General features: G+C 50.1%; 27 protein-coding genes and 1 pseudogene. 1 reads left to right on the forward strand and 27 read right to left on the reverse strand.

From position 1 onward, the window contains the following. Nucleotides 1-57 precede the first annotated feature (57 nt). From ACLM7Z_RS01725 to ACLM7Z_RS01830, 22 genes and pseudogenes are all read right to left on the reverse strand, one after another. The gene (locus ACLM7Z_RS01725) at nt 58-366 is read right to left on the reverse strand and encodes an immunoglobulin (protein ID WP_435645512.1); all 309 of its coding nucleotides are present in this window, start codon (nt 364-366) and stop codon (nt 58-60) included. Beyond that, nucleotides 363-2,414 carry a DNA topoisomerase 3 gene (locus tag ACLM7Z_RS01730; protein ID WP_435645513.1) on the reverse strand — a complete coding sequence of 684 codons (2,052 nt, stop codon included), beginning with the start codon at nt 2,412-2,414 and terminating at the stop codon, nt 363-365. Before ACLM7Z_RS01730 ends, ACLM7Z_RS01725 begins: the two co-directional genes overlap by 4 nt. Nucleotides 2,415-2,461: 47 nt before the next feature. Beyond that, entirely contained in the window at nt 2,462-3,442 is a 981-nt protein-coding gene (locus ACLM7Z_RS01735; protein ID WP_435645514.1) for a CD1107 family mobile element protein, read from the reverse strand. After that, entirely contained in the window at nt 3,432-3,680 is a 249-nt protein-coding gene (locus tag ACLM7Z_RS01740; RefSeq protein ID WP_435645515.1) for a DUF4315 family protein, read from the reverse strand. Before ACLM7Z_RS01740 ends, ACLM7Z_RS01735 begins: the two co-directional genes overlap by 11 nt. Nucleotides 3,681-3,692: 12 nt before the next feature. Further along, a complete protein-coding gene (locus tag ACLM7Z_RS01745) occupies nt 3,693-5,444 on the reverse strand; it encodes a CD1108 family mobile element protein (protein WP_435645516.1) in 1,752 nt (583 codons plus the stop codon). A gap of 35 nt (nt 5,445-5,479) precedes the next feature. Continuing rightward, complete coding sequence (locus ACLM7Z_RS01750; RefSeq protein WP_435645517.1) at nt 5,480-6,247, reverse strand: BRO family protein; 768 nt, start codon at nt 6,245-6,247, stop codon at nt 5,480-5,482. A gap of 16 nt (nt 6,248-6,263) precedes the next feature. Continuing rightward, entirely contained in the window at nt 6,264-8,645 is a 2,382-nt protein-coding gene (locus tag ACLM7Z_RS01755) for a VirB4-like conjugal transfer ATPase, CD1110 family (RefSeq protein WP_435645518.1), read from the reverse strand. After that, complete coding sequence (locus ACLM7Z_RS01760) at nt 8,599-8,997, reverse strand: PrgI family protein (RefSeq protein WP_117445213.1); 399 nt, start codon at nt 8,995-8,997, stop codon at nt 8,599-8,601. The genes ACLM7Z_RS01755 and ACLM7Z_RS01760 overlap by 47 nt, the downstream gene beginning before the upstream one ends. A gap of 15 nt (nt 8,998-9,012) precedes the next feature. Further along, on the reverse strand, nt 9,013-9,876 hold the full coding sequence (locus ACLM7Z_RS01765; protein WP_117445212.1) for a VirB6/TrbL-like conjugal transfer protein, CD1112 family: 864 nt from the start codon (nt 9,874-9,876) through the stop codon (nt 9,013-9,015). A gap of 87 nt (nt 9,877-9,963) precedes the next feature. Then, nucleotides 9,964-10,179 (reverse strand): Maff2 family mobile element protein, encoded by a 216-nt coding sequence (locus tag ACLM7Z_RS01770; protein ID WP_435645519.1) that lies wholly within the window; start codon nt 10,177-10,179, stop codon nt 9,964-9,966. Between the two features lie 214 nt (nt 10,180-10,393). Continuing rightward, nucleotides 10,394-12,202 carry a VirD4-like conjugal transfer protein, CD1115 family gene (locus tag ACLM7Z_RS01775; RefSeq protein WP_435645520.1) on the reverse strand — a complete coding sequence of 603 codons (1,809 nt, stop codon included), beginning with the start codon at nt 12,200-12,202 and terminating at the stop codon, nt 10,394-10,396. Beyond that, nucleotides 12,199-12,690 (reverse strand): PcfB family protein, encoded by a 492-nt coding sequence (locus ACLM7Z_RS01780; protein WP_117445209.1) that lies wholly within the window; start codon nt 12,688-12,690, stop codon nt 12,199-12,201. Before ACLM7Z_RS01780 ends, ACLM7Z_RS01775 begins: the two co-directional genes overlap by 4 nt. A gap of 41 nt (nt 12,691-12,731) precedes the next feature. Beyond that, the gene (locus tag ACLM7Z_RS01785; RefSeq protein WP_273581557.1) at nt 12,732-13,337 is read right to left on the reverse strand and encodes a DUF3846 domain-containing protein; all 606 of its coding nucleotides are present in this window, start codon (nt 13,335-13,337) and stop codon (nt 12,732-12,734) included. A 9-nt stretch (nt 13,338-13,346) separates the two neighbouring features. Continuing rightward, nucleotides 13,347-13,829, reverse strand: coding sequence for a hypothetical protein (locus ACLM7Z_RS01790; RefSeq protein ID WP_273581558.1), 483 nt, complete (start codon nt 13,827-13,829; stop codon nt 13,347-13,349). Between the two features lie 11 nt (nt 13,830-13,840). After that, the gene (locus ACLM7Z_RS01795) at nt 13,841-14,731 is read right to left on the reverse strand and encodes a ParB/RepB/Spo0J family partition protein (protein ID WP_273581569.1); all 891 of its coding nucleotides are present in this window, start codon (nt 14,729-14,731) and stop codon (nt 13,841-13,843) included. 188 nt (nt 14,732-14,919) lie between these two features. After that, entirely contained in the window at nt 14,920-15,858 is a 939-nt protein-coding gene (locus tag ACLM7Z_RS01800; protein WP_435645521.1) for a DUF6017 domain-containing protein, read from the reverse strand. Then, a complete protein-coding gene (locus ACLM7Z_RS01805) occupies nt 15,855-16,076 on the reverse strand; it encodes a hypothetical protein (RefSeq protein ID WP_117445205.1) in 222 nt (73 codons plus the stop codon). The genes ACLM7Z_RS01800 and ACLM7Z_RS01805 overlap by 4 nt, the downstream gene beginning before the upstream one ends. 259 nt (nt 16,077-16,335) lie before the next feature. Next, nucleotides 16,336-17,256: pseudogene (locus ACLM7Z_RS01810) on the reverse strand (type I restriction-modification system subunit M); the annotation flags it as partial. Between the two features lie 79 nt (nt 17,257-17,335). Beyond that, nucleotides 17,336-18,226 (reverse strand): Fic family protein, encoded by an 891-nt coding sequence (locus tag ACLM7Z_RS01815; protein ID WP_435645522.1) that lies wholly within the window; start codon nt 18,224-18,226, stop codon nt 17,336-17,338. Between the two features lie 477 nt (nt 18,227-18,703). Then, nucleotides 18,704-19,387, reverse strand: a complete 684-nt coding sequence (locus ACLM7Z_RS01820) for a hypothetical protein (protein WP_435645523.1) — start codon at nt 19,385-19,387, stop codon at nt 18,704-18,706. A 212-nt stretch (nt 19,388-19,599) separates the two neighbouring features. Then, nucleotides 19,600-20,208 (reverse strand): hypothetical protein, encoded by a 609-nt coding sequence (locus ACLM7Z_RS01825; protein ID WP_435645524.1) that lies wholly within the window; start codon nt 20,206-20,208, stop codon nt 19,600-19,602. Between the two features lie 69 nt (nt 20,209-20,277). Then, complete coding sequence (locus ACLM7Z_RS01830) at nt 20,278-20,481, reverse strand: helix-turn-helix domain-containing protein (protein WP_435645525.1); 204 nt, start codon at nt 20,479-20,481, stop codon at nt 20,278-20,280. Between the two features lie 95 nt (nt 20,482-20,576). Between ACLM7Z_RS01830 and ACLM7Z_RS01835 the strand changes: the two genes are divergently transcribed. After that, a complete protein-coding gene (locus ACLM7Z_RS01835) occupies nt 20,577-21,953 on the forward strand; it encodes a hypothetical protein (RefSeq protein WP_435645526.1) in 1,377 nt (458 codons plus the stop codon). A 284-nt stretch (nt 21,954-22,237) separates the two neighbouring features. Here the strand turns inward: ACLM7Z_RS01835 and ACLM7Z_RS01840 are convergent, their stop codons facing one another. From ACLM7Z_RS01840 to ACLM7Z_RS01860, 5 genes are all read right to left on the reverse strand, one after another. Continuing rightward, a complete protein-coding gene (locus tag ACLM7Z_RS01840; protein ID WP_435645755.1) occupies nt 22,238-23,458 on the reverse strand; it encodes an IS256 family transposase in 1,221 nt (406 codons plus the stop codon). 140 nt (nt 23,459-23,598) lie between these two features. Further along, nucleotides 23,599-24,360: a hypothetical protein gene (locus tag ACLM7Z_RS01845; RefSeq protein ID WP_435645527.1), complete on the reverse strand. Its 762-nt coding sequence runs from the start codon at nt 24,358-24,360 to the stop codon at nt 23,599-23,601. Continuing rightward, the gene (locus tag ACLM7Z_RS01850; RefSeq protein WP_087022076.1) at nt 24,360-24,752 is read right to left on the reverse strand and encodes a hypothetical protein; all 393 of its coding nucleotides are present in this window, start codon (nt 24,750-24,752) and stop codon (nt 24,360-24,362) included. The genes ACLM7Z_RS01845 and ACLM7Z_RS01850 overlap by 1 nt, the downstream gene beginning before the upstream one ends. A gap of 111 nt (nt 24,753-24,863) precedes the next feature. Further along, nucleotides 24,864-25,247, reverse strand: coding sequence for a hypothetical protein (locus ACLM7Z_RS01855; RefSeq protein WP_087022079.1), 384 nt, complete (start codon nt 25,245-25,247; stop codon nt 24,864-24,866). Between the two features lie 45 nt (nt 25,248-25,292). Then, complete coding sequence (locus tag ACLM7Z_RS01860) at nt 25,293-26,486, reverse strand: hypothetical protein (protein ID WP_087022086.1); 1,194 nt, start codon at nt 26,484-26,486, stop codon at nt 25,293-25,295. Between the last annotated feature and the right edge of the window lie 494 nt (nt 26,487-26,980).

Raw genomic sequence — 26,980 nt, forward strand, 5'->3', positions numbered from 1 at the left:
ACCATCCTTTCCGGGAAACAGGGCACAGAGCCGAAGCCCTGCGCCCATCTCCCTGCATTATTCATCCGAAACGCGGCCTTTGCTTCTGTCCGGCGGGACGGTGCCGGCCTCCTTTGCGCGCCTGCTGGCTGCCTCGCGACGCGCTCTGGAAAACGGCTCACGGACGGAAACACAGCTTTTGGGCACGATATAGCTTTTCGCACCGGCGGAGGAGCGCCTTTTCTCCTCATACACTTCTTCCGGACATTTTCTGCAAAGGGCGTCCAGCTTTTTAATCAGCCTCCTGTCGTAGGTGTAGACGCTGGCGGTATCGTCTGCATCGGAAAACAGGATAATTGTTTCGCGTTCTGCGGGGCTCAGCTTCATGCGCCGGGTTTCTCCCTGTCAAACTCCAGTGCATAGCTGGATTTCTGCCCATCGTCCGTCAGTACGAGGTAGGCGGAATAGCTTTTGCCGGTCTTTTCGGAGTACATGCCGCTGACAAAGGTTTTTCCATCCTTCAGAAGCGCCTCCGCCATCTTTTTTGTCAGAATGATGTGCTTTGCGGACAGGTAGCGGTTGTCCTTCCAGAGCCCGAAGCGGCAGTCGCGGCGCTCACAGAAAAAGCCGGTCTTGCTCTCTGTAACCGGACCGCCGCAGCGGGGGCATTTTCCGACCACCGGTCGTCCGGACGGAAACAGCACCTCCGCACCGCTCACAGGCTCGTAATCGCACACCAATTCGGAAACCATGCGGCTGATCTGCGCCATAAACGCCTCCGAAGAGAGCTCGCCGCGCTCGATCTCCTTCAGCATGTTCTCCCATTCCGCAGTCAGAAGCGGAGACTGGAGCTGTTCCGGAAGCACCGTAATCAGGGAGATACCGATGTCCTGAGGAACCAGGCTGACCGCCTTTTTGTTCTTCTTTCTCTCCACAAAGCCGGAGGAAACCAGTTTTTCCAGAATCCCGGCGCGGGTGGCGGGTGTGCCCAGCCCCTTGCGCTCGGCATCATCCGGCATTTCCTTTGCACCGGCATTTTCCATGGCGGAAAGCAGCGTATCCTCGGTGTATCGGGCAGGCGGTTTTGTCTTTCCTTCTTCCAGCGAAACGGCAAAACTGTCAATGGACTGTCCTTCCGTCATCGGAGGGAGCACCTTTTCCTTCTGTTCGCCTGCCGCATAGCTTTTCCAGCCGGCGGTCAGCACGGTTTTACCCTTTGCGGTGAATACCTGTCCGCCGCATTCGACAGTTGCCACTGTTTCCAGATAGGAGTACGGCGCACTGACCGCCATCAGCACCTGACGGGCAACCAGCTTCAGCACCTCGCGCTCTCCGGCTGTCAGAGCAGACAGTTCAGCTTCTCCGGCAGCCATCGTGGGAATGACGGCATGGTGATCGGAAACCTTACGGCTGTCGCAGACCTGTTTTGAAAACACATCTCCGACCGATACGCCGAGAATCCCGGAGGCGCAGGCAGCGGCGGCCGGAACCCCGCTTTCCATATCGTCCGTCAGGTAGCGGCTGTCGGTTCGCGGATAGGTACAGAGCTTTTTCTCATACAGGGACTGAAGGTAGTCCAGCGTCTGCTGGGCGGTGAAGCCCAGGATGCGGTTGGCATCTCGCTGGAGCGTTGTCAGGTCATAGAGTGCTGGGGCTTTTTCAGATTTTTCTTTCTGCTCCACGCTGCGGATCACCGCCGGCGCGCCTGCACAGGCGGATTTCAGGCTTTCCGCATCCGGCTTGCTTTTCAGCTTTTCACTGACCGCCGCAAAATCCCCGTTATCCAGCTTCACCGTATAAAAGGGCTCCGGCTGGAACGCCTTGATTTCCGCTTCCCGCTGTACCAGCAGCGCCAGTGTAGGCGACACCACGCGTCCGACATTCAGCGTGCGGTGATACAGCACCGAGAAAAGCCGGGTGGCGTTGATGCCTACCAGCCAGTCCGCCTTGCTTCTGCAAAGAGCGGCATCATAGAGATGGTCGTACTCACTGCCGTCGCGCAGGTTTTCAAAGCCCTCGCGGATTGCAGCATCCTCCATGGAAGAAATCCAGAGGCGCTTCACGGGTTTCACGCAGCCTGCCAGAAGATAGACGGTGCGGAAAATCAGTTCGCCCTCGCGTCCCGCATCGCAGGCATTGATGATTTCCGTCACATCCGAACGGCGCATCAGCTCCGTCAGCAGATCCAGCTGCTTTTTCTTATCGCGCCCGACGCTGTACTGCCAGCTTTCGGGAATGATGGGGAGCTGTTCACGGCTCCATCTGGCATATGCCTCGTCATACACCTCGGCGGAAGCCAGTTCCGCCAGATGGCCGAAGCACCAGGAAATGAGGAAATTTTCTCCCTCAAAATAACCGTCCCGGCGCTTGTCAGCGCCAAGGACGGCAGAAATGGATTTTGCCACAGAGGGCTTTTCGGTAATCACAAGCTTCATATCGTTATCCTCTCTTTCTCTGATTGGTGCAGATGCGGTCTGCGCCATTACACTTCATCTGTTTCCTCCGGCTGGTCGTCCTCGATAACATATTCTTCCTCATCATCTTCGTCATCATCGCCGAAGTCGTAGTCATCCAGATCATCGGGACCCTTGGTATCGGGCTTCTGCTTTCTGAACTTGAACCAGTACACAGCGCCGCCCGCACCCAGACCGGCAATCAGCAGCAGAAGAAGCAGCGGTGCGGAGCTGCTCTTTTCAGGCTCCGGTTCTTCCGGCTCCTCCGGAACGACGGTGGATTCCGGTTCCTCCTTTACTGTCCCGGTGCATTCCGTCAGGTTGGTCTTGCAGACCGGGCAGTTCAGGTCCACATCGCCGGCTTCACAGCGGTCGGTACATGTGCATTTGACCGTGACCTCGCCGTCCTGCATCAGCGCCATCAGGTCAGCCTCGTCCACCAGATTCAGAAAATAGACGTTTTCACCGTTCTTATCCCGATCGATGACGATGTAAAAGGTGTTATCATTCTTGGACTGCACCGTGATGAACTGCTTTCCGTCCGAAGCCTGGTACACGTCATCCACAAGCTCCAGGTTGCCGTCAGGCGTCAGCGGGGCTCCGGAACTCTCTGTACCGGTCGAACCGGTATCGGCATTATCCCCGGTAACAGCCGTACCCTCGCTGACTTTCAGATAGCCGCCGTATACATAGCCCTCCTTTTCGGGCACGATGACTTTGTACCATCCGTTTTCCTCACCGATCACCGTCACGGTATCGTCGCAGGGAAGCTGACCGATGATGTTGTAGCTGGTGCTTGCTCCGTCGCGCAGATTCAGCCTGCCGCCGTTGGTCGTCACCGTTCCGATTTTTTCCGTCTGAACGGCAGTCTGACTGCCGGAGGACTGCTGTTCAGCAGCCTCCGCAGAATCACCTGCATAGGCAAAGGCGGGAGCCGCCAGCGCCGTCATCATGGCAAGCGCTGCCGCCAATGCGGTCAGCCCCCTGCGAAGCATCCTTTTAGTTCTCATGTTCATATCCCTCCGTTTCTTCGTATTCATCGGTTCCGGGCAAATCCGCAGCCTTGCCGCACAGAAGCGCGGCAAGCTGCTCCGGCGTCATGCCGATCTCGCGCACCATGCCGATGATATCGTTGTTCTCCAGCTTCGTAATCTGCTCGGAGAGCTTGCGGTTGCGGTTCTGAAGGTCGGAAATCTTTTCGGTATTCCTGCTTCTTTCCGCTTTCAGCTTTTCAATTTTCGGGTTCATACTGCTCCTTTCTTACGGGCTGGGCAGCCTTCCGAATTGCAGGAAGTGCTGCTGCCAGTAGTTCGTATCGATGCTCGTGTACTGGATGGGGTCGCCGCAGTGGATCATCATGTTGTTGCCCACATAAATGCCGACGTGCGACGCGCCGGAAGTGTCATAGGTTTTCTCAAAGAAAATCAGGTCGCCCGGTTTGGCGTTGGCCGGGGAAACATAAGAACAGATATTCCGCAGTCCTTCGGCGCCAAGCCGCCCCACACTCCAGCCCACACCGCAGTGATTGATGACCCAGCTGACAAATCCGGAACAGTCAAAACTGGTGCTGGGCGAGCTGCCGCCCCAGACATACGGATAGCCCAGGTACTTTTCCGCTTCCTGAATCATGGCCGCAAACTGTTCATCCTCCAGCGCGTCTGCCGGGATTTCGTACTGGTACTGGTCGCCGTAATAACGGTCAACGTAGGAAGAACCGGCAAACAGATCGGGCCGGTTGCCCAGCGTGGACATATAGGAGGCATATAGGGACAGATGATCCTGATCCATCAGGTAGACCGGCAGATGGGACAGATTGAAGTTTTCCAGCGTCACCGTACAGATGTAATAATCGTAGGGAACCTGCACTTCATATTCGTATTCCTCGATGCTGGTCGCACCGGTATCCGGGTCTGTAACCGTGTAATAGCCGGTGCGGGTTTCCGTCCTGTAGCGGGTCTCAACCTGCACATCCTCCGTCAGCGTATACTGGCGGTCGAAGATGGTCTGGAGCAGGCCGCCTACCTCGTCAATCGTCCATTCTCCCTCCCGGAGCGCCGTCAGCATGGAAATCAGCACATAGGGGTCATGTTCGATCTCATCTAGGTCAAAATGGTATTCGTCGTAATCATGGGTACTTTCGTAATTGTCCAGATACTCCTGAAGCTCTGCCTCAAGCGCCAGATACTGCGCCTCCGCCGCCAGCATATCTGCATCAGCGCTGGGATAGGTGGTCAGCACGCCGGAGGATGTGAGCGAACTCATCATCACGGAACAGCTGGACATCACAGCGGAAACAAACAGGAACATCATTCCGATGACGCCGAGAATCACAAAGCCCTTTTTGTGCCGGGCGACAAACTGAACGACTTTGGAGGTTTCCTCACCGGTTTTCTTCACGGCTTTGGCCGCAGCCTCGGACGCCTTTACCGTGTTGTCCGCAGCCTTTCCGGCCTTGGCCTCGGCATAGGCTTTCTTGATGGCGCGCTTCTGCTGAAACCGGGAGACCGGGCTTGCGCCCCATTCCGGATTCTGGAGTTCTGCTTCCTTGTACAGCGCCCTGAGATTGGCCCGGTCGGCGGCGCGCTCCGCTTTCAGCGCTCTGGCATAGGGTTTATCCTGCAATGCGCGGTGGGCGGTATCTAATGTCCGGATGCCGCCCTCGGCGCTGCTGATGACTTCATGGGAGACTGATGTGGAAACGCTGCCGTCTGCGTCCTCATGCAGTTCCCGGTGGGATACTGCCGAAACCGCATTGAGCGGAGTAGCCGCTACGGCATGAGTGATTTTGGACGGGCGCTTTTTCTCGGTTTCCTCAAAAACAAGGCGCGTCACGACCTGATTTTCTTTCGGGTCATAGACGCGCTGTTTCTGAACGATCTTCTTTTTGGGGATTTTCGACTCGGCTTTTGTGAGCTTTTTCTGCGCTTTCTCCGCCTTTTTAATGGGCTTCTGAAGCTCCGGCGTTTCCAGCTCCTCCTCTGTAAACAGAAGGCGGGGCGAGCGTTTTGCCATGTGCATCACCTCGATTCGTATGGTTATTGTGTTGTTCAGCCGATGATTTCCGCGCATTCGGCCAGAAATACCTGTTTGCCCTTGGGCGTAACCAGCATCTGCGTGCCGCGATGCCCGTTGGGTGCGATAAATTCGCGGACAACGAACAGGCCGTTGCGGTACGGAAGCGCGTGAGGATGCATGATGCCCTTGCCGTCATAGTAGGCATATTTCTTTCTGACGAGATAGGCCGTGAACATGCTTTGGCTCACCCCCAGCTCCTTGGCGGTGAGCCGGACACCGGTGCAGTCGGGGCAGTCTACCAGCGCATCGAAATACGCCGCCTTGGGAAGCGCCACGGTCAGCTGCGCCTCGGCCTGTTTCAGCTGACCGGCTAGCTTTTTGTTGAGGTTCCGTTCCTCCGACAGCGCCCGCACGACCTGCGCTGCCACATCGGCATTGCCTGCCGCCTGTTCCAGCAGCGCATCGGTCATATAGGCTCCGTGCCTACGGATAGAAGGGAGCACTTCACCCGTCACCCAGTGCTTGAAGCGTTTGGCGCTTTCCAGCTTGCTGGAGAGAATCAGGCTGTAAAGCCCGGATTCATTGATAAGAATGGTCTCTTTCCGTTGATTTCCGTCAAAGACCATTCCTTTTGTCCGATCTTCCGGTTCTACATGACGGTTAATATCTCGACTACCGTTTTGGTATCCGAGGTTGTCCGCCACATCTTTTCCAACGAACCAGGGAACTCCGTCCTCCGTGACAAAGGTACGGACACGCCCGAACTCCTCATTCTGAAATATCTGCATCCTGTTTTCCATATCTTTTCGTCCTTTCTTATCCAGCCTGCTCCTGCGGCTTGGTGGTGATGATCCGGTACAGCTCCGTATCCTTCGGGAAGTGATCTACAAACGGAAGAATCGTGCTGCCGTAAAAAAGAAGCCCTTCGCCTTCACCGCTGTGGGTGACATACGAGAGCTGATGGGGAGAAATATTCAGCTGCTTGGCAAGAATCTGCCGGTCGCCGGACGCCTGGTTCAGCATGAACACATAGTCGGAGTTTTCAAAGATGTTCTCCACCTCGCGGGAGGAAAGCAGGTCTTTGACGTTCTGTGTGATGCCGGTAGGAATGCCGCCCCATTTACGGAAGCGCTTCCAGATTTCCACTGTGTACGCCGCCGTCTGTTCCTCACGGAGAAGCAGGTGCATCTCATCAATGTAATAACGGGTGGACTTGTGCGCCTCGCGGTTGATGGTGACGCGGTTCCACACTGCATCCTGCACGATCAGCATACCGATTTTCTTCAGCTGCTTGCCCAGTTCCTTGATATCGAAGGACACGATGCGGTTTTCAATGTTGATGCTGGTGCGGTGGTTGAACACATTCAGAGAGCCGGTGACATAGATTTCAAGCGCTGTGGCGATGTACTGCGCCTCCTTTTCCTCCTGCGTCAGCAGCGCATTGTACAGATCCTCCAGAATCGGCATGTTTTCCGGCACGGGGTCAGCCAGATAATCCCGGTAGACCATGCGGACACAGCGGTCGATGATGGTCTTTTCCACCGGCTGCAAGCCCTCCTTGCCGCCTACGATCAGCTCGCACAGGGAGAGGATGAAGTCGGATTTCAGCGACAACGGATTCTCATCGTCGCTGTAGTTCAGGTTCAGGTCCATGGGGTTGATGTAGTCGCTTGAAGTGGGCGAGATTTTGATGACCTGCCCGCCCAGGCGCTCCACCAGTGTGCCGTACTCCGATTCCGGGTCGCAGATGATGATGTCATCATCGGTGACGAAAAATACATTGGCAATCTCGCGCTTGGCGGCAAAGGATTTGCCGGAGCCGGGCGTGCCGAGAATCAGGCCGTTCGGGTTCTTGAGAAGCTTTCTGTCCACCATGATCAGGTTGTTGGACAGGGCGTTGATGCCGCAGTAGAGCGCCTCCTTACCGCTCTGAAACAGCTCCTGCGTGGTAAACGGCACGAAAATCGCCACACTGGATGTTGTCATTCCGCGTTCGATCTCCACCTGATTGAGCCCCAGCGGCAGGCTGCTCATCAGCCCTTCCTCCTGCTGGAAGTCAAGCCGGGTCAGCTGGCAGTTGTATTTCTGGGCAATGGAGCCCGCCTGGAACACATTGTTCTCCAACTGCTGTTTGGTCTCCGCCACGTTCAGCACCAGGAAGGTCAGCAGGAACATGCGCTCATTTCTGGACTGCAGATCCTGCAGGAGCTTCTTCGCCTCGTTGCCGTAGGTGGCCAGGTCGCTGGGGATGATGTCCATATCATATCCGGCGCGGACGGCCTTTTTCTGCTCCTCAATGGTCATCTTCTGCAGATCGGTGATTTTGCGCTTGATGGTCTTAATGGCTTTGACCTGATCCACCGACTGAACATGCATGGTCACAATCAGACTGCTCTGCATATCCAGAAAGTCGGCCAGCATCCGGTCGTTCAGCTCCGGCGCGAGAATCTGGAGGAAGGAAACCTGCCCGATTTTCCTGCCCATGGTGAAGTTTTTGCCGTTTCGGAAGGAAAAGGAGCTGGGCGCGATAAAGTCCTTCACGGAAAGCCCGGTGGGAGCCAGCCAGTCCCAGTCAAAGAGAAACGGCTGCTCCTCGTCCATGTGGAAGATGCCGTGGAGCAGTTCCAGACGCTGCTTTCCGTTCATCGGGTCAGCCTGAACACCCAGCCGCTTGAAGTTGTTCAGCACATCGGTCTCAATGCGCTCCAGCCGGAGCTTGGCGCTTTTCAGCGAATCGGCCTCGATGCCGAAGGTCAGGTACTTGGTCTTGATGAGGCCATTGTTGCCCTTTGCCAGCTGGTTTTTCAGCATCTGGGTGTATTCGGCGCGGATGCTGTCGTAGCTGTCTCCCTTCAGCGGAATGGCGATGCGCTCCGAGTAGGTATCCCCGTTTGCCGCCGCATTGATAAAGGACAGCTCAAAGCGCACGGAGCTGTCAAAGTAGTTGAGGAAGTCGCACCAGCCGTCAAAGATAGCGGCCTTGTCCTCGTTCTGATTCAGCTGGTAGTTGATGTCCTGGAACTGCACCGTCTTGGTGTAGTAGTGATCGGTCACGCGGCAGATGCCGTCCGGGAACATACGCTGAAAGGGGATGGAATCCTGTGCGGATTTGTGTCTTTTGTCCTGTCGTCTGGCGTTCTGAATGGCAGCGTTAATCTGCTGCTTTTCCGCTCTTGTGAGCTTTTTCGCCTTGGACAATCTTCTGTACCTCCTTATCCAGTTTTTCCTGCCGCACTACGGCAGAATAGAAGTTGTTGGTTTTGTATGGCCGCTCCTTCGGGCGGATAAAGCTGACCTGCACGATATTGCGGATGATCTTTTCCAGCGGCTGCCCGTTCTTCTCATACATGGCGAACATGAAAAAGGGCAGCATGACAAGCACCATGAGAAGGGTTGCCGTACTGCTGCTGACGTGTCCCTTGATGAGGAAAAAGGCCGGAAGCCCCACCAGAAGCCCTGCACCGAAGCAGACGATCTGGCGCTTGGTCAGGTTGAAGGCGACCTTGGTTTTGACTGCGTTCATGTCCTTGGGTACGGGTACATATGCCATTCTGATTCCACCTCCTTAATGTGCGTTGAACACGCTCTTTGCCAGCGAGCTGGTCTTGAACAGCGTGAAGCACAGCAGCACGGTGTAGCCCATAACCGTCCAGATTGCCATGGAGATATCGCTTTCCACGACCATGTTCTGCACAAGAACAGCATAAATTGCCACGCAGACAATGATTAAGAAGCCCTGAAACGCCAGCGCGAACAGGCTTCTGAGATAGTTCTGACCCATCTGGCTCCACTCGTGATTCATCATGGTGGACATGGGGATCGGCGCGACCGATGTGACCAGATAGATCTCGATCATTCTGCCGAAGCAGATGAGCATAATGATGATGGACAGGATATGCATGGTTACGCCCACGATCATGGACTGGAACCACAGGCCGATCAGGCTGGAAAGTTCCATAGCCATCAGCGTTTCCTCAAGCCCCTCTGTGACAAGCTCGATATCCGTATTGCCCACGATAATGCCGGCGGCGTTGTTCACCACCGTCTGAGAAACGTCGAACACCGCCATGACGATATTCCAGGTGTTGGACACGATCAGAATGGCGCAGGCCGTTTTGAACACCCACATGAGAATCGACCAGGTGTCGAAATCATGCATGTTGTTCTTATCCATGATGATGCGGATGAATTCCATGGTCATGACCAGCGCCAGAATGATACCGGCTATGGGCAGGATCACGTTGTTGGAAAGGTTCTGAATCATATGGAAGATTCCGCTGTTCCAGCCCTGCGGGGTCTGACCGACCTGCGCCGCAATATCTCCGACCTTTGTATTCACCGATTCAACCATCCCTGTCAGGTTGGATGCAATCGCTCCGGCAAGAAGTTCCTTGAGCCATTCGGTCAGCGTGTTGAGCAATAAATCCAATCGGCATCGGCCTCCTTTCCGGCTCCCCCTGCGCTATGGCAGGGGGAAGCCCTGGATTTTACTCACTTCTGTCTTGCTGTGCGGCGATTAACCGAAAAGACCGGTAAGCAGGGGGACGAGGGTGATGCCGATCAGGGCCACGCCGCCGCCCGCCATGAGCTGTTTCATGCCCTGGCTCTTAGCACCGGGGTTATCGTTGCCGTAACCCTCCATGAGATTCACGACACCCCAGATTGCGAGACCTGCGCCCAGAGCGATAACGAGAGTCTGAAGAACACCTACTGCGCTGTTGAAAAATGCCATATTCCGATTTGCCGGAATCCTGCGGGAGTATTACTGATAATGCTGTTGTCTCCGGATTGCAAAAGCCGGAACCGACTGTTTCAGCGCCTTTATGGCTGCTGAAACCTCCCGATTCCGGCGTCTCCTTTCATTTTTGAATTGTTTTTGATGACTGCGTCTGTTCCGACTTTGCAGCGGGAGTCGGCATCTTTTTTCGTTCATCTGATATCCTCCTTTATCCGCCGGCAGTTTCGCCGGCGTCCATCACGGATGCGTCGATGTCGTAAACGTCATAGACCTCATCCGGTTTTGGCTTCAATCTGCGAGACAGAAAGCGTTCGATGTCGAACTCATTCCGCTTATCCGCATCTGACAGGTATTTGTAATTCGGGTGTTTGGTAATGTCGTACTTATCCGAAAGGAACGGGCGTACACCGCGCAGCTGCAGGATGCACTTTCCGCCGTCCAGCACGGCCAGTTCGTCCACAGTGGCAAGGTCTTTGCCCAGCTTCTGATAGTTCAGGCTGTGGCTGACCTCGCGCCCGCGGCTCTCACCGGTGTTGAAGGTATCGATGGTCTCCTTGCCCAGCGTCTGGTTCAGCTCCTTCAGCGTGGTCGGCTCCTTGCCGCCCAGGAACAGGGATGTATCGCAGTTTCCGATGATGGTATCGGCGCTGTCCTTATACAGCGCCTTCAGCTGGGACTGCGCCTGAAGCACCAGGCAGGCGGAAATCTCACGGCTTCGGATCGTCGCCATCAGCTTTTCCAGATTGGGAATCTGTCCGATGTTGGCGCACTCGTCAATGAGGCAGCGCACATGAATAGGCAGACGCCCGCCGAACTCGTCATCCGCCTTTTCACAGAGCAGATTGAAGAGCTGGCTGTAAATCATGGAAATGAGGAAGTTGAAGGTGCTGTCCGTGTCGCTCATGATGAGGAACAGCACGGTTTTCCGGGTATCGCCTTTTTTGGTTCCGCCCAACGTATCCAGCTCCAGTTCATCATACATGGTGATCTCCCGAAGCTCCTGAATGTCAAAGGGAGCAAGGCGCGCACCGGCGGAAATATTGATGCTTTTCGCAGTTTTGCCGGCGGCCAGCTTGTATTTTCGCCATTGACGCACGGCGAAGTGGTTGGGGTCACGCTCACCAAGCTCCCGGAATGCGATATCTACGTTGTTTTCAAAAGTTTCATCATCCTCACGCACCTCCATTGCATTGATGAATTCTACCAGTGTTGCGAAGTTCTGCTCCTCCTTCGGTGCTTCATAATAGATGTAGCCGATGAGCGCCGTGTAAAGCAGAGTCTCCGCCTTGAGCCAGAAATCATCGCCTCCTTTGCCTTCGCCCTTGGTGTTGGTAATCAGAGTATTGACCAGCTTCAGAATATCCTTCTCGCTGTGAATGTAGGCGAAAGGGTTATAGTGCATCGACTTTTTGAAATTGATGGTGTTGAACACCTTAATTTTGTACCCTGCGCGCTCCATCAGCCGGCCGCACTCGACCAGGAGACTTCCTTTCGGGTCTGTGACCACGTAGGAACTGTGGAGCTGCATGAGCTGCGGCTTCACAAAGAACCTCGTCTTACCGGAACCGGAGCCGCCGATGACCAGCACGTTTTTATTCCGGGCCGTCTTGGGGTCCTTGGGCCGGCTGTTCATCGTCAGCCGCTCCGTCTGGGTCAGGATGATGTTGTTCCGGAAGTCCGGGTCCATATAGGGCTCGATGTCCTCCGGTGTTCCCCAGCGGGCGGAGCCGTATTCCGTGTTTTTGCGGAACTTCTTGGCGTTCTTGCCCCTGACATACACAACCACCCACACGATGACCGCTCCGGCGATACCGATGAGCAGGTCAATCGGGTGGAAGCTGGGCAGCGTTGAAGCAAAGGCGCTGCCGAAGCCGTCTGCCAGATGCAGGAGCTTCTGGCTGGCGTCCGCGCCGGGGGCAAGGCATATGCCCTGCGCCACTTTGTCAAACAGGTAAACGAACAGAACATAGGGAGCGTTTAGGATCAGCTTCTTTTTCAGCTTCTTATCCAGCCTCATAGCTCCAGCCCCTTGTCCTTGTGCCGAACCCTGTCCTTTTTCACTGCCTGCTCCAGCGGATTGATCGCGCGCAGCTTCTGAATGACAGACGGACGTTCCTTCTTTTTCGCAACGACCGCCGAGTATTCCCGGAACGCCGCGTTCAGTGCGTCGCCGTCCCGTGCCTTGAAAAAGACCAGATACTTGGGAATCTCTTCGGTGGTATCCTTCTTGACGGCATAGTCGATGCCGTATTTCCGGGCCACGCGGTCAAAGTCCTTGATGTTTTTATCGCTGATCTCAATGTTCTGAACGCCCTGATTCTGACCGACCAGCTCTGCCACCGACTGTTTCCCGCGCGGCGTGATTGCTGCGGCCTGGGCTTTCTTTGCCTGCGATTTGCTGTGGTGATTCAGAAACTGACGGATTGCCCACTTGAGTGTGCGTCCGGTCAGCTTTGCGCCGGATATGGTCAGCGTGACGGTTCTGTTTTCAACCTCCTCCTGCAAGGTGCATCATCTCCTTTCTCTGCATACTTTCCGGACGGCGGTTACAGCTCCATGCCCGGCGCTTTCCTGTCCGGCTTCGGATTGGACGCCGTGGGCTCCGTGGGAATCGCCATGATGCTGCGCCCCATCTTCAGAAACGCCTCCGGCTTTTTGAATTTCTCCTCATACTTTTTCTGAAGCTCCTTCGGAATGGAGGAGAAGTGATCGCCCTCCGCACCGCAGATGAAAAAGGTTCCGGCGACAACATCGATGATTTTTCCGTCATCGTCCCGGATGGCGCGGTTCAGCGGCAGGCCGGAAATCTTGCCTTCCTCGTTGCAGACCAGCGTGACCGGATCACGGAAGAAGGGAGCCTCCTGAATGTAGCCGCCCACAACCTTCTGCATATCCTCAAGGGAGGAGCCGATGGTGGTCATTCTGGCATACTGTCCGGGCTCCACGAGCAGCACCTCAATGGGCTTGTCCGCCTCAATTTCCTGCCCGTCATTACAGCTGAACTCTGCGCCGACGAAGTGATCGGCATCCAACACCACATCACCCTTGTCCCACATTTCCTCGACCATTGCCTGCGCTTCCTCTTTGGTTGCTGCCTCAACCGTGATGGACTTCTGAAGTGTTTCGGTAATGGTGACTTCAAATTCTTTCATGGGCAGACCTCACAGCCCGAAGGCGCAGCGGATTTCCGCGCCGTTGGTCAGTTCGGCAGTCCCGTCCTCCAGCACCTGGGTGATCAGCTTTTTGTCCTCCTCATCCAGCGAAACAATATCGCCGTCCTCCAGCGCAAAGATGATGCCGGGGCCGGCAAGATAGCAGTCGCCGCTCTGGTCGATGATGACGTCATCGCTGTTAAAGGCGATGAAAATGCCCGAAACGGGCATCAGCTCCAGACTGTCCGCGCCGCCGCTGTTCAGCGCCAGCGTCAACGCCTCATACAGCGTCATGCTGATGGCCGCTGCGCCGGGAATGGCGTAGATGACCTCCGCCTTGCTTTCATCATCTTCGCCGTCGGCTTCCAGATGGATGCGCAGCGTTTCGGGAAAGCCGTCCATGCCGTCCAGATACAGGCTGTCCGGCTGACCGTCCTCCTCGCTGACATAGATGTTCAGATCTCCCTCAATGTTCAGTGTGATATTTGCCATAAAAACTCCTTTCAGCGCTCCTGTTGATGCGCTCTGTTTTTCTGCCAGGCTTCCAGCAGTTTGATGATGGTCTCCTGCATCTGCAGGGGTGTGTAGGACTTCGGAAAATACTTCCGCAGCACATCGCCGCGGATGGTTATGCGGTCGAGCTCGCTTTTCTTTTCCTCATCCATGATTTCGTACATGGCTTCCAGTGTGCATTGTCCGTTCTGGCTCAGGCGTTTGAGGCGCTGCGCCTGTGAAAGCGACGGCGTCGCCTGCGCGTAGTCCATGGCGTCGAGAAACTGCTCCTGCTCATGGGGTTTCAGATAGGACAGCTCGACTGCCGGATTGAAGGCCAGCTCTTTTCTGTCCACCATATCCAGCAGCTGCGGAATCAGCTCCGTCAGACGGATAAACCGCTGTACCTGCCGGGCGCTGTCGCCGGCCGGCTGACCGACCAGCTCTGCCGTTCTGAACTTTGCGCCAAGTTGGCGCAAAGTGGGGTCAGTGCGCTGTCCCTGATGGGTCAGGGCTTCCATCTTCATGCGGTAGGAAAACGCCCGCTCGCTGGGGAGAATGTTCTCTCTTTGCAGGTTGCTGTCCACCATGGTAATCACGGCGGTATCGTCGTCCATTTCCCGGACGATGGCTTTGATGTCCGCTTTTCCGGCAAGCTCCGATGCCCGGAACCTGCGGTGCCCGGAAACGACTTCAAATTTGCCATCCTCTGCCGGTCGAACCAGAATCGGATTGATCACGCCTCCCGCCATGATGCTGTCGATGGTGTCCTGCATCAGCTCATCCTCATCGTTTACTTTGAACGGGTGGTTTTTGAATGGCCGGAGCCTGTCCAGCGGGAGCAGCACGACCTGTTCCGCAACCTCCCATTCGGGCTTCGGCTCTGTGCGCGCCTGTTCCAGAAGTTCCTGTGCCTTGCTGCCGGTGTCTTTGTCCTGGGGAGCGGCCCGGGCCGCGTGTTCTGCTTCCGGCTTTTTTCGCCGGCCTGTCTTACCGGCAGTCCGCTTTGCCGGTGCTGCCGTGTCCTTTTCTTCTGCCAATTTGCATCACCTCCCGGAAATGACAGAAGCCGCAGCGGGAAAGCTGCGGCTCAGACAAGACCGTTTGCCATATCGTGGCGCACCAGGGCGTCGTAGTAATTCGATATGGTCAGCGGCGCGTTGTATAGGGAAGCCAGAAGGTACTGCTTGATGTTCCGCACCTTGCTGGCGTTCTCCTTGAAGGAACTCAGCACATACTCGATGTGCGTGCAGTTGAGCTTGAGAAACTGGCTCTTGACTACCTCTCGGGGCTTATCGTCCCCGGCGATTCGGATGTACTGACGTTTGGAGCAGATGGTATCGAGAAGGAGCTCCATGACCTCTGCGATGGTATCCCGGTCATACGGGTTGTTCTCCAGGAGAATGTCGTACTCCAGATTATCTTCAAGAATTGCCCGATATTGTTCCCGCTCATCCATATCCCGTCCCATCTTATCCACAGGTGCCTGACCGTGACCGCCACCTTGACCGGAAGGGAAAGGATAGGTTTCAGTCTCACTCAAATCAGTATAATTTGAATCAGTATTACTTCCTCGTGATTTTCGGGATTCCGGAGTCGTGAAATTCACGTCTGCTGAATCGTGATTTTCACGAGTCTTGATTCGTGATTCCGGTGCAGGCGGGATGCTGCCGTCGGAGTTATCCACAAAGTTCTTGACGAAGATGAGATTGGGCTTACCCAGCCCCTGCCGCTTGCGCTCTATGAGCCCGGCTTTGCTGTCCAGCTCGTTCAGCAGCTTGGTGGCCTTCTGATCGGCACAGCCGATAGCCTCCATGACCTCCTCCAGCGTGAAGATGATGAACACGCGCCCCTGTTCGTCCAGCCAGCCGTTTTTACGGCTCAGGCTCATCCGATCCAGCAGAATGCCGTAGAGAATTTTTGCCTCGGCGGAGATGGACTTGAAGCGTTCATCGGTAAACAGCGCCTTGGGGATACGGTAAAAGGCAAACTGATCTGCCTGGGCACCGTAGAAATAATCCAGCGTCACTTGGCGCGCCCCCTCTCAAGCGAGCGAAGAATCTCCTTCGTACACCAGCCGATGCACGGTCCGCACTTGCCATACGGGCAGTCATCGCATTCGCTTACGGGTTTCGTTTCCGGCTTTGGCCGGTCATAATAGCAGACCTTCAGCATACAGCCGTGTCTGCCGTAGTAATAGCAGTACCGGCAGTCCTTCGGCTTGCCGTTTTCGCAGTAATCTGTCATAGCGTTCATCCTCCTGAAAATGGGTACAAAAAAAGCGCGTCTGTCCAGCCGCAAAGGCATTCTCCCCGGAGGGAGAGACAGACGCGCAAGGCGTGTTCATATTCAATTCTGGCAATAAAAAATGGGCTAAGCGTCCATCGCTTACTCCCAGTACAACATCAGCTATTCAGTTTCGGCACTGCCCAAATGCAAGGGCTTATGTCGCAAATTCCTTGATATTACGGGCTTTTTCGGGTGTTAGTCCACAAATAACAGCCTCATTGGAGACAATCAACTCAAACGGCTCATCGTCCCAATGCTGCGGTGCGGTCAAAGTGTCCTCACAGGCGATATTGAATTTATCAAATCCAATATCATGGAGGAACATATTGATACGGCACAGGTTGTAGGTTGTGATATTGATTTCCTGTCCGTAGAAGCCGTTTCGGACTGCATCTTTGCCAAGTATTTTTTCAGTTTTCAGAAGCAGAGAACCCGATCCGCACGCAGGGTCATACACTTTATTGATTTCTGTCTTGCCAACTGTACCGAGTCTGGTCAGCAGTTCAGAAACATCGGCAGGGGTAAAGAATTCACCGCCGGACTTGCCTGCACCCGATGCGTACATCGTCATCAGATATTCGTAAGCATCGCCAAACGCATCAATATCATGGTCTTTCACATCACCAAGGTTCATATTGGCTACACCATGCAGAAGTTTGGCGAGGCGCTCATTCCTTTTTGCCACGGTAGAACCCAGCTTGTTGCTGTTCACATCAAAGTCATCAAACAAACCGGCAAAACTGCTTTCAGAGGAAGAACCCTTTGCGGATGCTTCGATGTTGTTGAACACACGCTCCAAAGTCTCGTTCAGATTTTCGTCATTGTCCGCTCTGCGAGTGACATTGCAGAACAGCTCAGACGGCAGAATGAAAAAGCCTTTTTCTTCCACCAAGCCCTCACGGGCTTCTTCGGCTTCGTCATCTTTCATCCGGGCATAATCAAACGCTGCGTTTCCGGCTTCCTGTTCGCCGTCGTTAATGTAATTGGTCAGGTTTTCAGAAATGTATCGATAGAACATCGTGCCAAGGACATAGTTTTTGAAATCCCATCCGTCCACGGCACCACGGAGCTCATCAGCGATTGCCCAGATCGCACGATGCAGCTCGTCACGCTCCTGTTCTTTCTTTGTATCGATCATGTTGTTTTTCTCCTTTTTTAATCGCTTCGTTGAGGAAAGTGCAGAATTTCAAATAGCACATGCACGAAACTTCCTCCGCTTAATATTCAATCCTGAAATAATTCAGATACGCTTTATATCGATCCTGTGCAGATAGGCAAGTATCCGTCAAATAGCCTTTTTCATCGTCCCACTCTTTCAGACCACGATAGTAGAACATCTTCAGATTATCTTCAATGATGAACGGAACAATATTGTATTTCAGGCACTCCTTAAACATAATCAGTCTGCCCACACGGCCATTGCCGTCCTGAAACGGATGGATTCGCTCAAATCTTACATGGAAGTCCAAAATATCTTCAAAAGTCTTTTCTTCCTTTGCGTTGTACTCCGTCAGCAGAGCTTTCATTCGATCGGCAACTTCTTCCGGCAAGGCCGTATCCATGCCGCCCACTTCATTCGGCACCTTTTTATAATCGCCCACAGCAAACCATTCTTTTCTGGAATCACTGGTTCCATTCTTCAAAATCAGGTGAAGCTCCTTGATAAACTTCTCGCTCAGTGCCGCTTTTGCATTGTCAATTATCATATCAATGCACCGGAAGTGATTTGCCGTTTCAAGCACATCATCTACATTGAGGACTTCATTCTCCACGCCAATGGTATTGGTTTCAAAAATGTACCGGGTCTGATCGTGCGTCAGGCGACTGCCCTCGATATGATTGGAATTATAAGTCAATTCGATCTGTGTCTTATGGTAAATACCGCCGGAATATTTGTTTGTTTTTTCTTCCCGCAGAATATCCAGCAAAGTGACGGGTTGTTCCTTTCTCTTATTGGATCGCTCCGGCTTTTCTGCATTCTCCGGGATATTCCAGGTCTTGCCGGTAAGGAAAGCACCCAGAACACGCCCCTGAGCGCAGTAGTTTCTCACACTGCGTTCCGAGATATTCCATTTCTTTGCTATTTCAGTAACTGAAAGGTATCGCATCTGCTCTCCTCCACTTATCTCAAAATGATTTTCACACTTTTCTACTGTATAGTATAGCACATTATCGGCAATAAATTCAACTGATTTAGTTTCAATGCCATGTGTTTTTGCCGCATCCGGAAGTTTTACACAAAGAAAGCAAACCTTTCAACACGCCAAAGTACATAAAAGCGAGATTATAATCACAAATACCAATAATCATGTGATGGCAGATATGTTCAAACTACCACCTGCGGTTGTTTCCAGAGGGCAGTTTCTTTTATGTTCTACGATGAAGCAACGTTCCAATACACGTGTGATAACTGTATGTAAAAAGAAGTAACCGCCCCAGCGTAGGAAACTAGGCGGTTACTTCTCAACCATCTTGAATGAGGACACACCGTCTGCCAAGTGTGCCTCTTTTTTATTATACCATCACCTGCTTGCAAAGTTGTCAACGAAAAATGCGTTCCTTAATCGGTTCCGATTTTTCGACATTTACCATTTATGGTGACATTCTTTGCACTCATATTGTTTTCCAATTTTAGAGGAAGCAAGGCCAGTAAATGCAACAGACAATCCTCTATTCAGCGTGCCAATCTTAACCGTGTTGTTGCTTCCACATAAAGGACAAGTCGGATGCTTTAATCTATCTTTTGCGTGCTGCGCCTCAATCTGTTTTTGAGAAATCACAAACTCGTCATGCTGCCAACTCCGCAACTCCTTCATTCCTCCAGCGTGTATTTTTGATAAAGCTGCTGATGCTGTGTTGCTGTCACCTACTGCACCCACAAAGGACGCTACACTGAAGAAAACAGCAAAAAAACAAATTAACATAATCCATCCGAGACCTTTGTGGGCTTGCTCTCCACCAATCGCAAATGTATAAATCATAATAAAACATGAAATCACACCTGCGATACCAGATATGATTTTCGTTCTTTCTGCTCGTTTTTCCATTTCTTCAAAGCGAGCTTGCTCTTTTTTTAGTTGAGATTCTTCTTCCTTCAATCTCAAAATTTCCCCTTCTGCTTGCTCCTGCTGTCTTTTTTGATTCAATCGTTCAAGTTCTTCCGGGTTTATCTGAAAATGTTTTCGGATATTGTACCCACAACTCGGGCAACCTACTACAGAATCTGAAATACATTTACGTCCACACGAAGGAGATGTAACAAGTGCCATTGCATCATCTCCCATATTTTATAAATTGTATACATAATAGCACATCTGCTGTTCATATTCCATAGTTTTGCAAAATCAATCCCACTAAATTTTAAGCGTCATATATCATTTTCTTTTATGAACGCGAAGATAGAATACTGCCTTTAGAAGTCATTATTAAATTTGCATCTATCCTGCACACCAGTTTACACAGAATTTCTAAAAATTGAGTTTTAATTTTTAGCTTCTTCGACCGCCCGCCGCCAGTCATTTACATCATAAAAATATTCGTCCAGTAGCCAGCCGCGCGCAATGATGTACCGTAAAGGAACAAGCAGTGCCGTATTATAATTACCATCTACTAAATGTCGAATTCTCTTGCAGCGTGAATCATCCAAATCCAATTCTGTTTTCATTTTCTCCCAGTCGATAATGTAAATACTCTTTTGGTTTACAGGATTCTTTACTTTTGCCGATGAATCAACTACGGCAATCCGTGAGTAATCATAGTGATACCATCCGTCGGACTTTTTTCCGTTGCGGTCAACCCGTAATTCGATATACATGTTATGTGTGTTTGCAATGCTCGAATCCGCTTTGACCTCTAAATAGAATCGTTCCCCTGTCAATCTATCTGTTACATGCAGGTCTCCTTTATGCTCTTCTGACAAAGGAACGCTTTTCGCTTCATAACCGTAATCCGCTAGGCATTGCTTTACGAGAATGACAAACGGTTTACTTTGATTTAGTTTTACTTCAAATGTCTTGTCCAGCGCCATGAAGAGTAAAGCAAGACTTTCCTTGCTCCCTCCCCGGCTGATATTGTTTATACATACAAACATCCTCCTTAACAGCAAAAAAATACCCGTATTCTTTGCAGAACACGGGTTTCTATAGTATCTGTACTAAAATCACTTGCTTTTATCATAGCAGATAATATCTGATACTTCGCAATTCAGAATAAAACAAAGTGTATCTAAGGTCTTCGTCGTGATCGGAAGCCCTTTTTTCATCCGATGCAACGTATTGGCAGATATACCTTCCTTAAAAATCAAATGATATTCCGTAATATTTTTCTTAAACAACGTATCATAGAACGGTCGATACGAGATCATAACCAATCACCGCATCAAGATTACCATACTTAATTTGTTGACTATGCTTAATATATTAAGTATAATGGAGAAAGATTATTCAGGGAGGGATAAAAATGAATCAGCAAAAAGTTAAAACCATAATTTCACGAATCATTGAAATCATGCTTCTGGCTGCTGGAATCTGCACATTGGCGATTTCTGGACTTGCGACATACGAATCACTGCTGTATGAGGATATTGCATCTGACGGTTTCCTCGAAACATGCGTTGCGGGCGATATCCTTGGCATTGCTTTAATCGCACTGGGCATCTATCTCCATCGGCGCATTTCTCGCGCAAAAAAACGCCAGCTGGAAGCCTCTGCTCCTTTAGAACTTCCATCTGATCCCACAACTTCTTCAATAGAAAATCCGGTCACAATCGACATTGCTCCTGCTGACACCAATGATCAGGACACCAGCACACAACCAACACGCAAGCCACTAAATAAAAAGAAAATCGGCATTGTTGCCGGGATCGTTGTTTTGATTTGTATCATATCTTGTACAGCAATTACTTACAGAAATTCTAAAATCCAAGCAGAGCAAGAAGCTGAAATTGCAGCTGTCCAACAGTATAATGACTATATCGATAACTTTTACCGTCTATACCTGCAAGCTCATCAAGGAGCTTCTACAGCTGAAAGTGTCTGTGTGCTGACCTATAATGTATGGCATGACAAAATCTATAATGATTCTTCTGATGAAACCGAAAAATATCTGAAGAACACCTCCGATTTCAATGACGCTGTTCAAAACATATATGCCGATACAGAAATCAAGAAAAATTTATCTGATATTGAAGATACTCAAAGCAGCATTAGACAAATCATGCAGGAATTACAATCTTGCCCGGACGAAATGAATAAATGCTATGACGCCGCTGTCGAGTTAAGCACAGCTTTCAATTCGTTGGCTGAGTTAGCGCTCACACCTACCGGAACTCTGACCTCGTATAACAGTTCAGAGCAAAGCAAGGTGGATGCTTATCTGACAGCAGAGCAAACTCTCTCTATGCTTATTCCATCCAAAAAAGATCGTCCCTATTTCGATGATGAAACCAAAGAAATCGTTGAAGCCTATTCCTTTGCAAATTGCTTAAATCAAACCTCAGAACATATACCATCTAATATAACAGTAAAAGATTACTCACTGTTTGGAAAAACACTTTTATCCGGAACGACTGATATCAACGGAATCACTGGAACCGTATCTTTTAGCGCAATGCATAATTCAGTTGGCGTATTCGACTACATTTCGTGGCAAGCTGATAAACCCGACGATGCTTCCATAGAGAAATTTGTGGAACAAATGACACTATTGTATGGTGAAGAATATCAACCGAAAGAACCGCAGGAAGGGCAACATACTTGGAGCCTGAATAATACGCATTATTACATCAATTTATCTTGTGATGATGAGAAATTAAGCATTACTTGGATGTACACATAATAAAGCAGTCACTATAAAGCCTGTTCCCATACTCGATTCTTTGTCAGTATGGGGACAGGCTTTTCAACTTCAATATAAAAAATAGGGCGGTGAGTTACACCGCTTGGCACTCCGTAAAATCTTGTGTAAGCGATATTCGACAGAATCAGAGAATGACGCTAAATTGGACACATAGTATGGCTGGGTTTCCCTTGGTCACTCAGCTTTTAGACGAGGGCAGCCGGCATGCGCACCAAAGGTGTGAATGCTGACTGAATCGTCCGGAAACAATACAGCTAGGGAAATCAGCTGGCACTGCGGTCAGCGAAAATGATTTCAAGCTGATTGAGAATCAAATCCCAGTTCTGGCAGCGAGCATGCCAGTGCTTTGTGATACGCTGAGCTGCCAGATACAGCATCCGTCGGAGTGAGTCATCGTTGGTAAACGATGGCTTATTCTTTGTGATTTGCCGAAATTGCCGATTGAGTCCTTCGATAATATTCGTCGTGTATATGATTTTCCGAATCTCGATGGGGTATTCAAAGAATGTGCTCAAAACATCCCAGTTTTCTTCCCAGCTTTTTACACAGGAAGGATACTGACTGCGCCATTTTTCTGCGAAGCTGTCTAACTGCAGCATAGCTTCTTCTTCAGTCACAGCGGTATAGATTTTCTTCAGATCGGCCACCAGCTGCTTGATATCTTTATAGCTGACATACTTGGTAGAACTGCGAATTTGATGCACAATACAGCGCTGTAAACGGGATTTCGGATAAACTGCCTGAATCGCCTGCGGCATACCGCAGAGACCGTCTGTACAGAAGAGATAAACATCCAAAATTCCACGACTTTTGAGGTCATTCAACACATTTACCCAGAATTTGCTCGTTTCATGCTCTCCAATCCAGACACCAAGGATGTCTTTTCGACCATCCATGGTAATGCCCAGAACCACATAAGCAGCCTTAGTCACATATCGATGATCTTCCTTGACTTTGTAATGGATGGCATCCATGAAAATGAACGGATAAACAGGTTCGAGCGGACGATTCTGCCATGCTGTCACTTCCGGCATGATTTTCTCCGTAATTTTAGTCACCAACTCGGGAGAAATCTCCACGTCGTACAACTCTTTGACCTGCTCGGCAATGTCTCTCTGGCTCATGCCGCAGGCGTACAAAGACAGGATTTTGTCTTCCATACCATCAACATTGCGGCTGTATTTACTGATGATTTTCGGCGCATATTGGCCATTGCGGTCACGGGGAACCTTAATATCGACTTCTCCCAACTGAGTTTTGACCTTCTTCTTGGAATATCCATTGCGGTAGTTTTCAGGCTGCTCGCTGTCCGGATCTCGCCGCTGGCAGCGCTCTCGCCCAAGTTCCTCATCCAGTTCAACTTCCATAACCTGCTGGATCACATCCCGGAACATTTCTTTCATCGCCTCCATGATATCGGCTGTGCTGGTAAAATGCTGGCTTTGAACATATTCCTTCAATAATTCCTGTGGTACTGGCTGCATAATCGTCTTCTCCTTATACTTCGTTTGGCTTGCTTCATTCTCGACCAATCGTTGAACGATTATACTGTCTTCTTTTGTCTTTTACACAAATTTTTCTGAGGTCTCCACCGCTTCAATATGATGAAAGTATTTGCAACCTCTCAATCACAATCTTGCCATTCTTCTTCATCTTCCCAATCGTAATGCGGAGCTACTTTTGGACGCGGAGGAGCAGTCAATAAGAACCCACACTTATCTTCGTACTTGCGCCACTCTGTGTTGCCTGTTACGATGTCCATTAAATCCTTTGGATACTTACGCAGCAGCGCATCTGGATCGAGCTGAATAAATTTATCTTCCAGTTTGTATCCATACGATTTTTCATCCCACTCTCGTGAACGATCAATGTCAAGAGAGTCCCTACACTCCCAGTATGCTGTATTGGCTAGAGGAATATAAATACTTCCTCCATTCATTTTTCTTCCTGCTACAACTTTGTCATAATGAATCGAAATATAAGCGGTATTATCACATTTCTTTCTGTGTATATATTTTATATTCTCGTCATTCGCCCACAGGTTTACGATCCACACATAAAACTCTTCTTCTGTCATGCCGATCTGCTTTAAAATTTTATCTGAGCGATATGTTGGTTGCGTTCCCATCCCGGATACATATTTACTATTATAATGATTACCTCGGATTACACTATAGATAAGAGAAATAGGGTTGTCATTTAATTCTGCAATTTTCTCTACACTGCGCCGGATCTTTCTAAAGTATTGCAGCTCTTCCCACTCATCTTTTTCTTTTTCCTGCCTTTTCATCATATCCAAATGTTCTCCGGCCTGCTTCCGTTTCGGATCGGTAAAAGCGGCCTTTGAAAACACACCAATCGCCAGTGCAACTGCTAAATCTAACATCACTGTGCCTCCTCGATAACCCATGCATCACAAACGCCTTCATCAGAACAATCCCATGTGTCGTATAAAACTCCATCAACACATGCTACCCAGTGACGCGGCATCTTCAATATGTACTTGCCATGTGGATGCTCTTTACAAAACGTTTTTCCATCCATCATACTGTAGTCACCCCACTTGTCAAAGATAATGCGTCCCCAACCACTTCGTCTTCCAAGCTCTTCTCCTACGCTTTTACAGCTAAAATGCTCTGCACCAATCTCATTTTTGATGCGGTTCAACATGCGCTGCACTGACATGTAATCCATACCGGTTACTTTACACACAGCTCGTTTGACACAATCTTTGGCGGTTTTGCTTCCCTTGGGATGCGGATTATAATACTGATACATAATATCACCTCGTTTTATTATAACACAACCTGCGAACCTGTGATTATAATTCAAAAACAAATTTTAAAAAATGGATAAAACTGTAGTACCTCCGCTTCTGTATCTGAAATCTCATCCAGAGGGATAATTCAACAGTTCCTTCATCCGTGCAACCTCTAATTTCGCGTCTGTGTAAAATTTCCAATATGCGTTAGCCTCCTTATCGGACTCTGCATTTCTGAATTGCTCGTAATAGTAACGCGCGTCCATCTGCTGTTTCTTCAAATACACGCCATTTTCACATTCAGACTGTTTGTCAAAACGTCCTTGCAGAAAATATGCTTCCAGTGCGTAAAACAGTCCTTCTGGTATCTTGATGTCTGCGATGATAAGCACCCCCTTTTTAATGAGTAATATCTTTTCAGCCGCGCACGAGTCGTGCGCGGTTACTTCTATTTCAATCTGTTCATTAAACCCTTCTTTTCCTTTTAACGAAAATCCGTAAAAACGCCACAAAACGTGAAGAAAATTTGCAAGTTTAACACCTCGGTGGTGTTACAGTCAATCATTCAGCCATTCTAAAAGCAAATCTCTCATCCGTCTGGACGGGATATAGATGTAGATATCTTCCCCATTTCTGATAGCGCTTCTCCAAATCCACTGTATCATCTCGCTCAAAGCGTACTTGTTTTCATCTATTTCATGCCCGTGCTGAAAAAAGTAATTCTCGATACCGGGATGGGAATAAATGTTTGCAGCATAAACAAGATACTTTCTATTATCGTAAGCATTCGTTGCGCGAGTGTTACAAGCCAAAAAAGATGAGGTATATCCCTTCCCTTTGAGTTTTGACTTATAATCCTTAAAAGTTGTCCACAGAATCTCATCAGCTTTTGCATGGCATTTGTTGTGCAAAAAATTGTAAATGCTATCCTGCAAGTCTTTAAGCGTCTGCTTTGAGGCATTTTTATACCATGTGACAGAAAGAGCCGAGTTCTTCTGTAGTCTATTCGCTGCTCCGAATATTTCTCCTGATACGTGTATCTTCTCCCGAAACGCCGATTTATCTGGCTTGTAATAATCAATCAGAGTATAGCCTTGCCCTGTACTGGCAACACTCACAGTGCTGTATTCAATTCCGTGCATATCAAAATACGTCTTGAGAATGCTTCCTTCAAACAGATAGGTCAGCACGTACACGCGCTTAAATAGCTGGAAAATATCTGGCGGGAACTGCCAAACATAAAAGGTCGAATTAACCTCAAACAAGCAGTGATTTTTGGCAACTGTGCGGATTTCATTATATGATGTATCCAGTTCGTCGCCTGTCCATTTCAACATTCCATCCGGTTCAACGACGATATCTTGATGTTCTTTTAGGCTGCGAATATCGTCTTTACGACTCAGTTTGTACTCTTCCACCGCCGAGAGCGTCTCATCGAGAAACAGCACATACTCATTTTGTCGTATGGCTGTCCTGCATCTATCATCGTAGCGGCGGAAAAGCGCATGGGTGGATGCGATATCTTTACCTGCCGCTAGCAACTCCGCTACATCATCCAGCTTCATGTGATCCTGTGATTTAACCGTTGGGATATACACCGTATGGTTTACCTCTGCTTTTATGCGTTCGCATTCGTCCAGAAATGGCGTGACGAACAGAACATTCTCTTCCGGATGCTCATTCATATATTGGATAGCCCAGCGAGTTTTCCCCGTTCCCATGATTGAGTCAACAACGCAAACTTCTGACAATTTTCTATATCTCTCCTTTTATTTTGAATGTCGCTCTTTGTAATTTGTAATAGCCTCTTTTATGTCGTTATCCTGTAAATTATCTAACTGGTAGTCTCTGTAACTGCCAACATAGTACTCGTGATAACGAACCTTGCGAATCCGTTTCCAGATTTCCGTCCGGTATTCACGTTCATAAATGACGTAGCTGGTAAATTTCTTATATTTTCGCTCGCGCACAATGTAATATCTCTTCACTCTGGCACCTCCTCTCGTGGGTATTAAAAAAATGAAAACAACAAAGACAAATGGGTCACGGAAATTATGACCCCGTTGGAAAGCGTAACCTCACTATCATCAGCAAATCTGGCCTGTACAGTCTCATCTGCTTTTTCCGAAGCCATTTTTTCAAGCCATTTATTTACGCCATTTTTTGAAGCCATTTTTTCACACCATACATATTATGTATTCATATACACGAGAAGAGCCTCCCTTGAAAAATTACACAAAGCGTG

The organism is Butyricicoccus porcorum (genome assembly GCF_051246315.1).
Lineage (GTDB): Bacteria > Bacillota > Clostridia > Oscillospirales > Butyricicoccaceae > Butyricicoccus_A > Butyricicoccus_A porcorum.

Coding starts and splice junctions, on each gene's coding strand:
- ACLM7Z_RS01725 (WP_435645512.1), bottom strand. CDS start 366: ATGAAGCTGAGCCCCGCAGAACGCGAAACAATTATCCTGTTTTCCGAT.
- ACLM7Z_RS01730 (WP_435645513.1), bottom strand. CDS start 2,414: ATGAAGCTTGTGATTACCGAAAAGCCCTCTGTGGCAAAATCCATTTCT.
- ACLM7Z_RS01735 (WP_435645514.1), bottom strand. CDS start 3,442: ATGAGAACTAAAAGGATGCTTCGCAGGGGGCTGACCGCATTGGCGGCA.
- ACLM7Z_RS01740 (WP_435645515.1), bottom strand. CDS start 3,680: ATGAACCCGAAAATTGAAAAGCTGAAAGCGGAAAGAAGCAGGAATACC.
- ACLM7Z_RS01745 (WP_435645516.1), bottom strand. CDS start 5,444: ATGGCAAAACGCTCGCCCCGCCTTCTGTTTACAGAGGAGGAGCTGGAA.
- ACLM7Z_RS01750 (WP_435645517.1), bottom strand. CDS start 6,247: ATGGAAAACAGGATGCAGATATTTCAGAATGAGGAGTTCGGGCGTGTC.
- ACLM7Z_RS01760 (WP_117445213.1), bottom strand. CDS start 8,997: ATGGCATATGTACCCGTACCCAAGGACATGAACGCAGTCAAAACCAAG.
- ACLM7Z_RS01770 (WP_435645519.1), bottom strand. CDS start 10,179: ATGGCATTTTTCAACAGCGCAGTAGGTGTTCTTCAGACTCTCGTTATC.
- ACLM7Z_RS01775 (WP_435645520.1), bottom strand. CDS start 12,202: ATGAGGCTGGATAAGAAGCTGAAAAAGAAGCTGATCCTAAACGCTCCC.
- ACLM7Z_RS01785 (WP_273581557.1), bottom strand. CDS start 13,337: ATGAAAGAATTTGAAGTCACCATTACCGAAACACTTCAGAAGTCCATC.
- ACLM7Z_RS01790 (WP_273581558.1), bottom strand. CDS start 13,829: ATGGCAAATATCACACTGAACATTGAGGGAGATCTGAACATCTATGTC.
- ACLM7Z_RS01805 (WP_117445205.1), bottom strand. CDS start 16,076: ATGACAGATTACTGCGAAAACGGCAAGCCGAAGGACTGCCGGTACTGC.
- ACLM7Z_RS01815 (WP_435645522.1), bottom strand. CDS start 18,226: ATGCGATACCTTTCAGTTACTGAAATAGCAAAGAAATGGAATATCTCG.
- ACLM7Z_RS01820 (WP_435645523.1), bottom strand. CDS start 19,387: ATGGCACTTGTTACATCTCCTTCGTGTGGACGTAAATGTATTTCAGAT.
- ACLM7Z_RS01825 (WP_435645524.1), bottom strand. CDS start 20,208: ATGTTTGTATGTATAAACAATATCAGCCGGGGAGGGAGCAAGGAAAGT.
- ACLM7Z_RS01830 (WP_435645525.1), bottom strand. CDS start 20,481: ATGATCTCGTATCGACCGTTCTATGATACGTTGTTTAAGAAAAATATT.
- ACLM7Z_RS01835 (WP_435645526.1), top strand. CDS start 20,577: ATGAATCAGCAAAAAGTTAAAACCATAATTTCACGAATCATTGAAATC.
- ACLM7Z_RS01840 (WP_435645755.1), bottom strand. CDS start 23,458: ATGCAGCCAGTACCACAGGAATTATTGAAGGAATATGTTCAAAGCCAG.
- ACLM7Z_RS01845 (WP_435645527.1), bottom strand. CDS start 24,360: ATGTTAGATTTAGCAGTTGCACTGGCGATTGGTGTGTTTTCAAAGGCC.
- ACLM7Z_RS01850 (WP_087022076.1), bottom strand. CDS start 24,752: ATGTATCAGTATTATAATCCGCATCCCAAGGGAAGCAAAACCGCCAAA.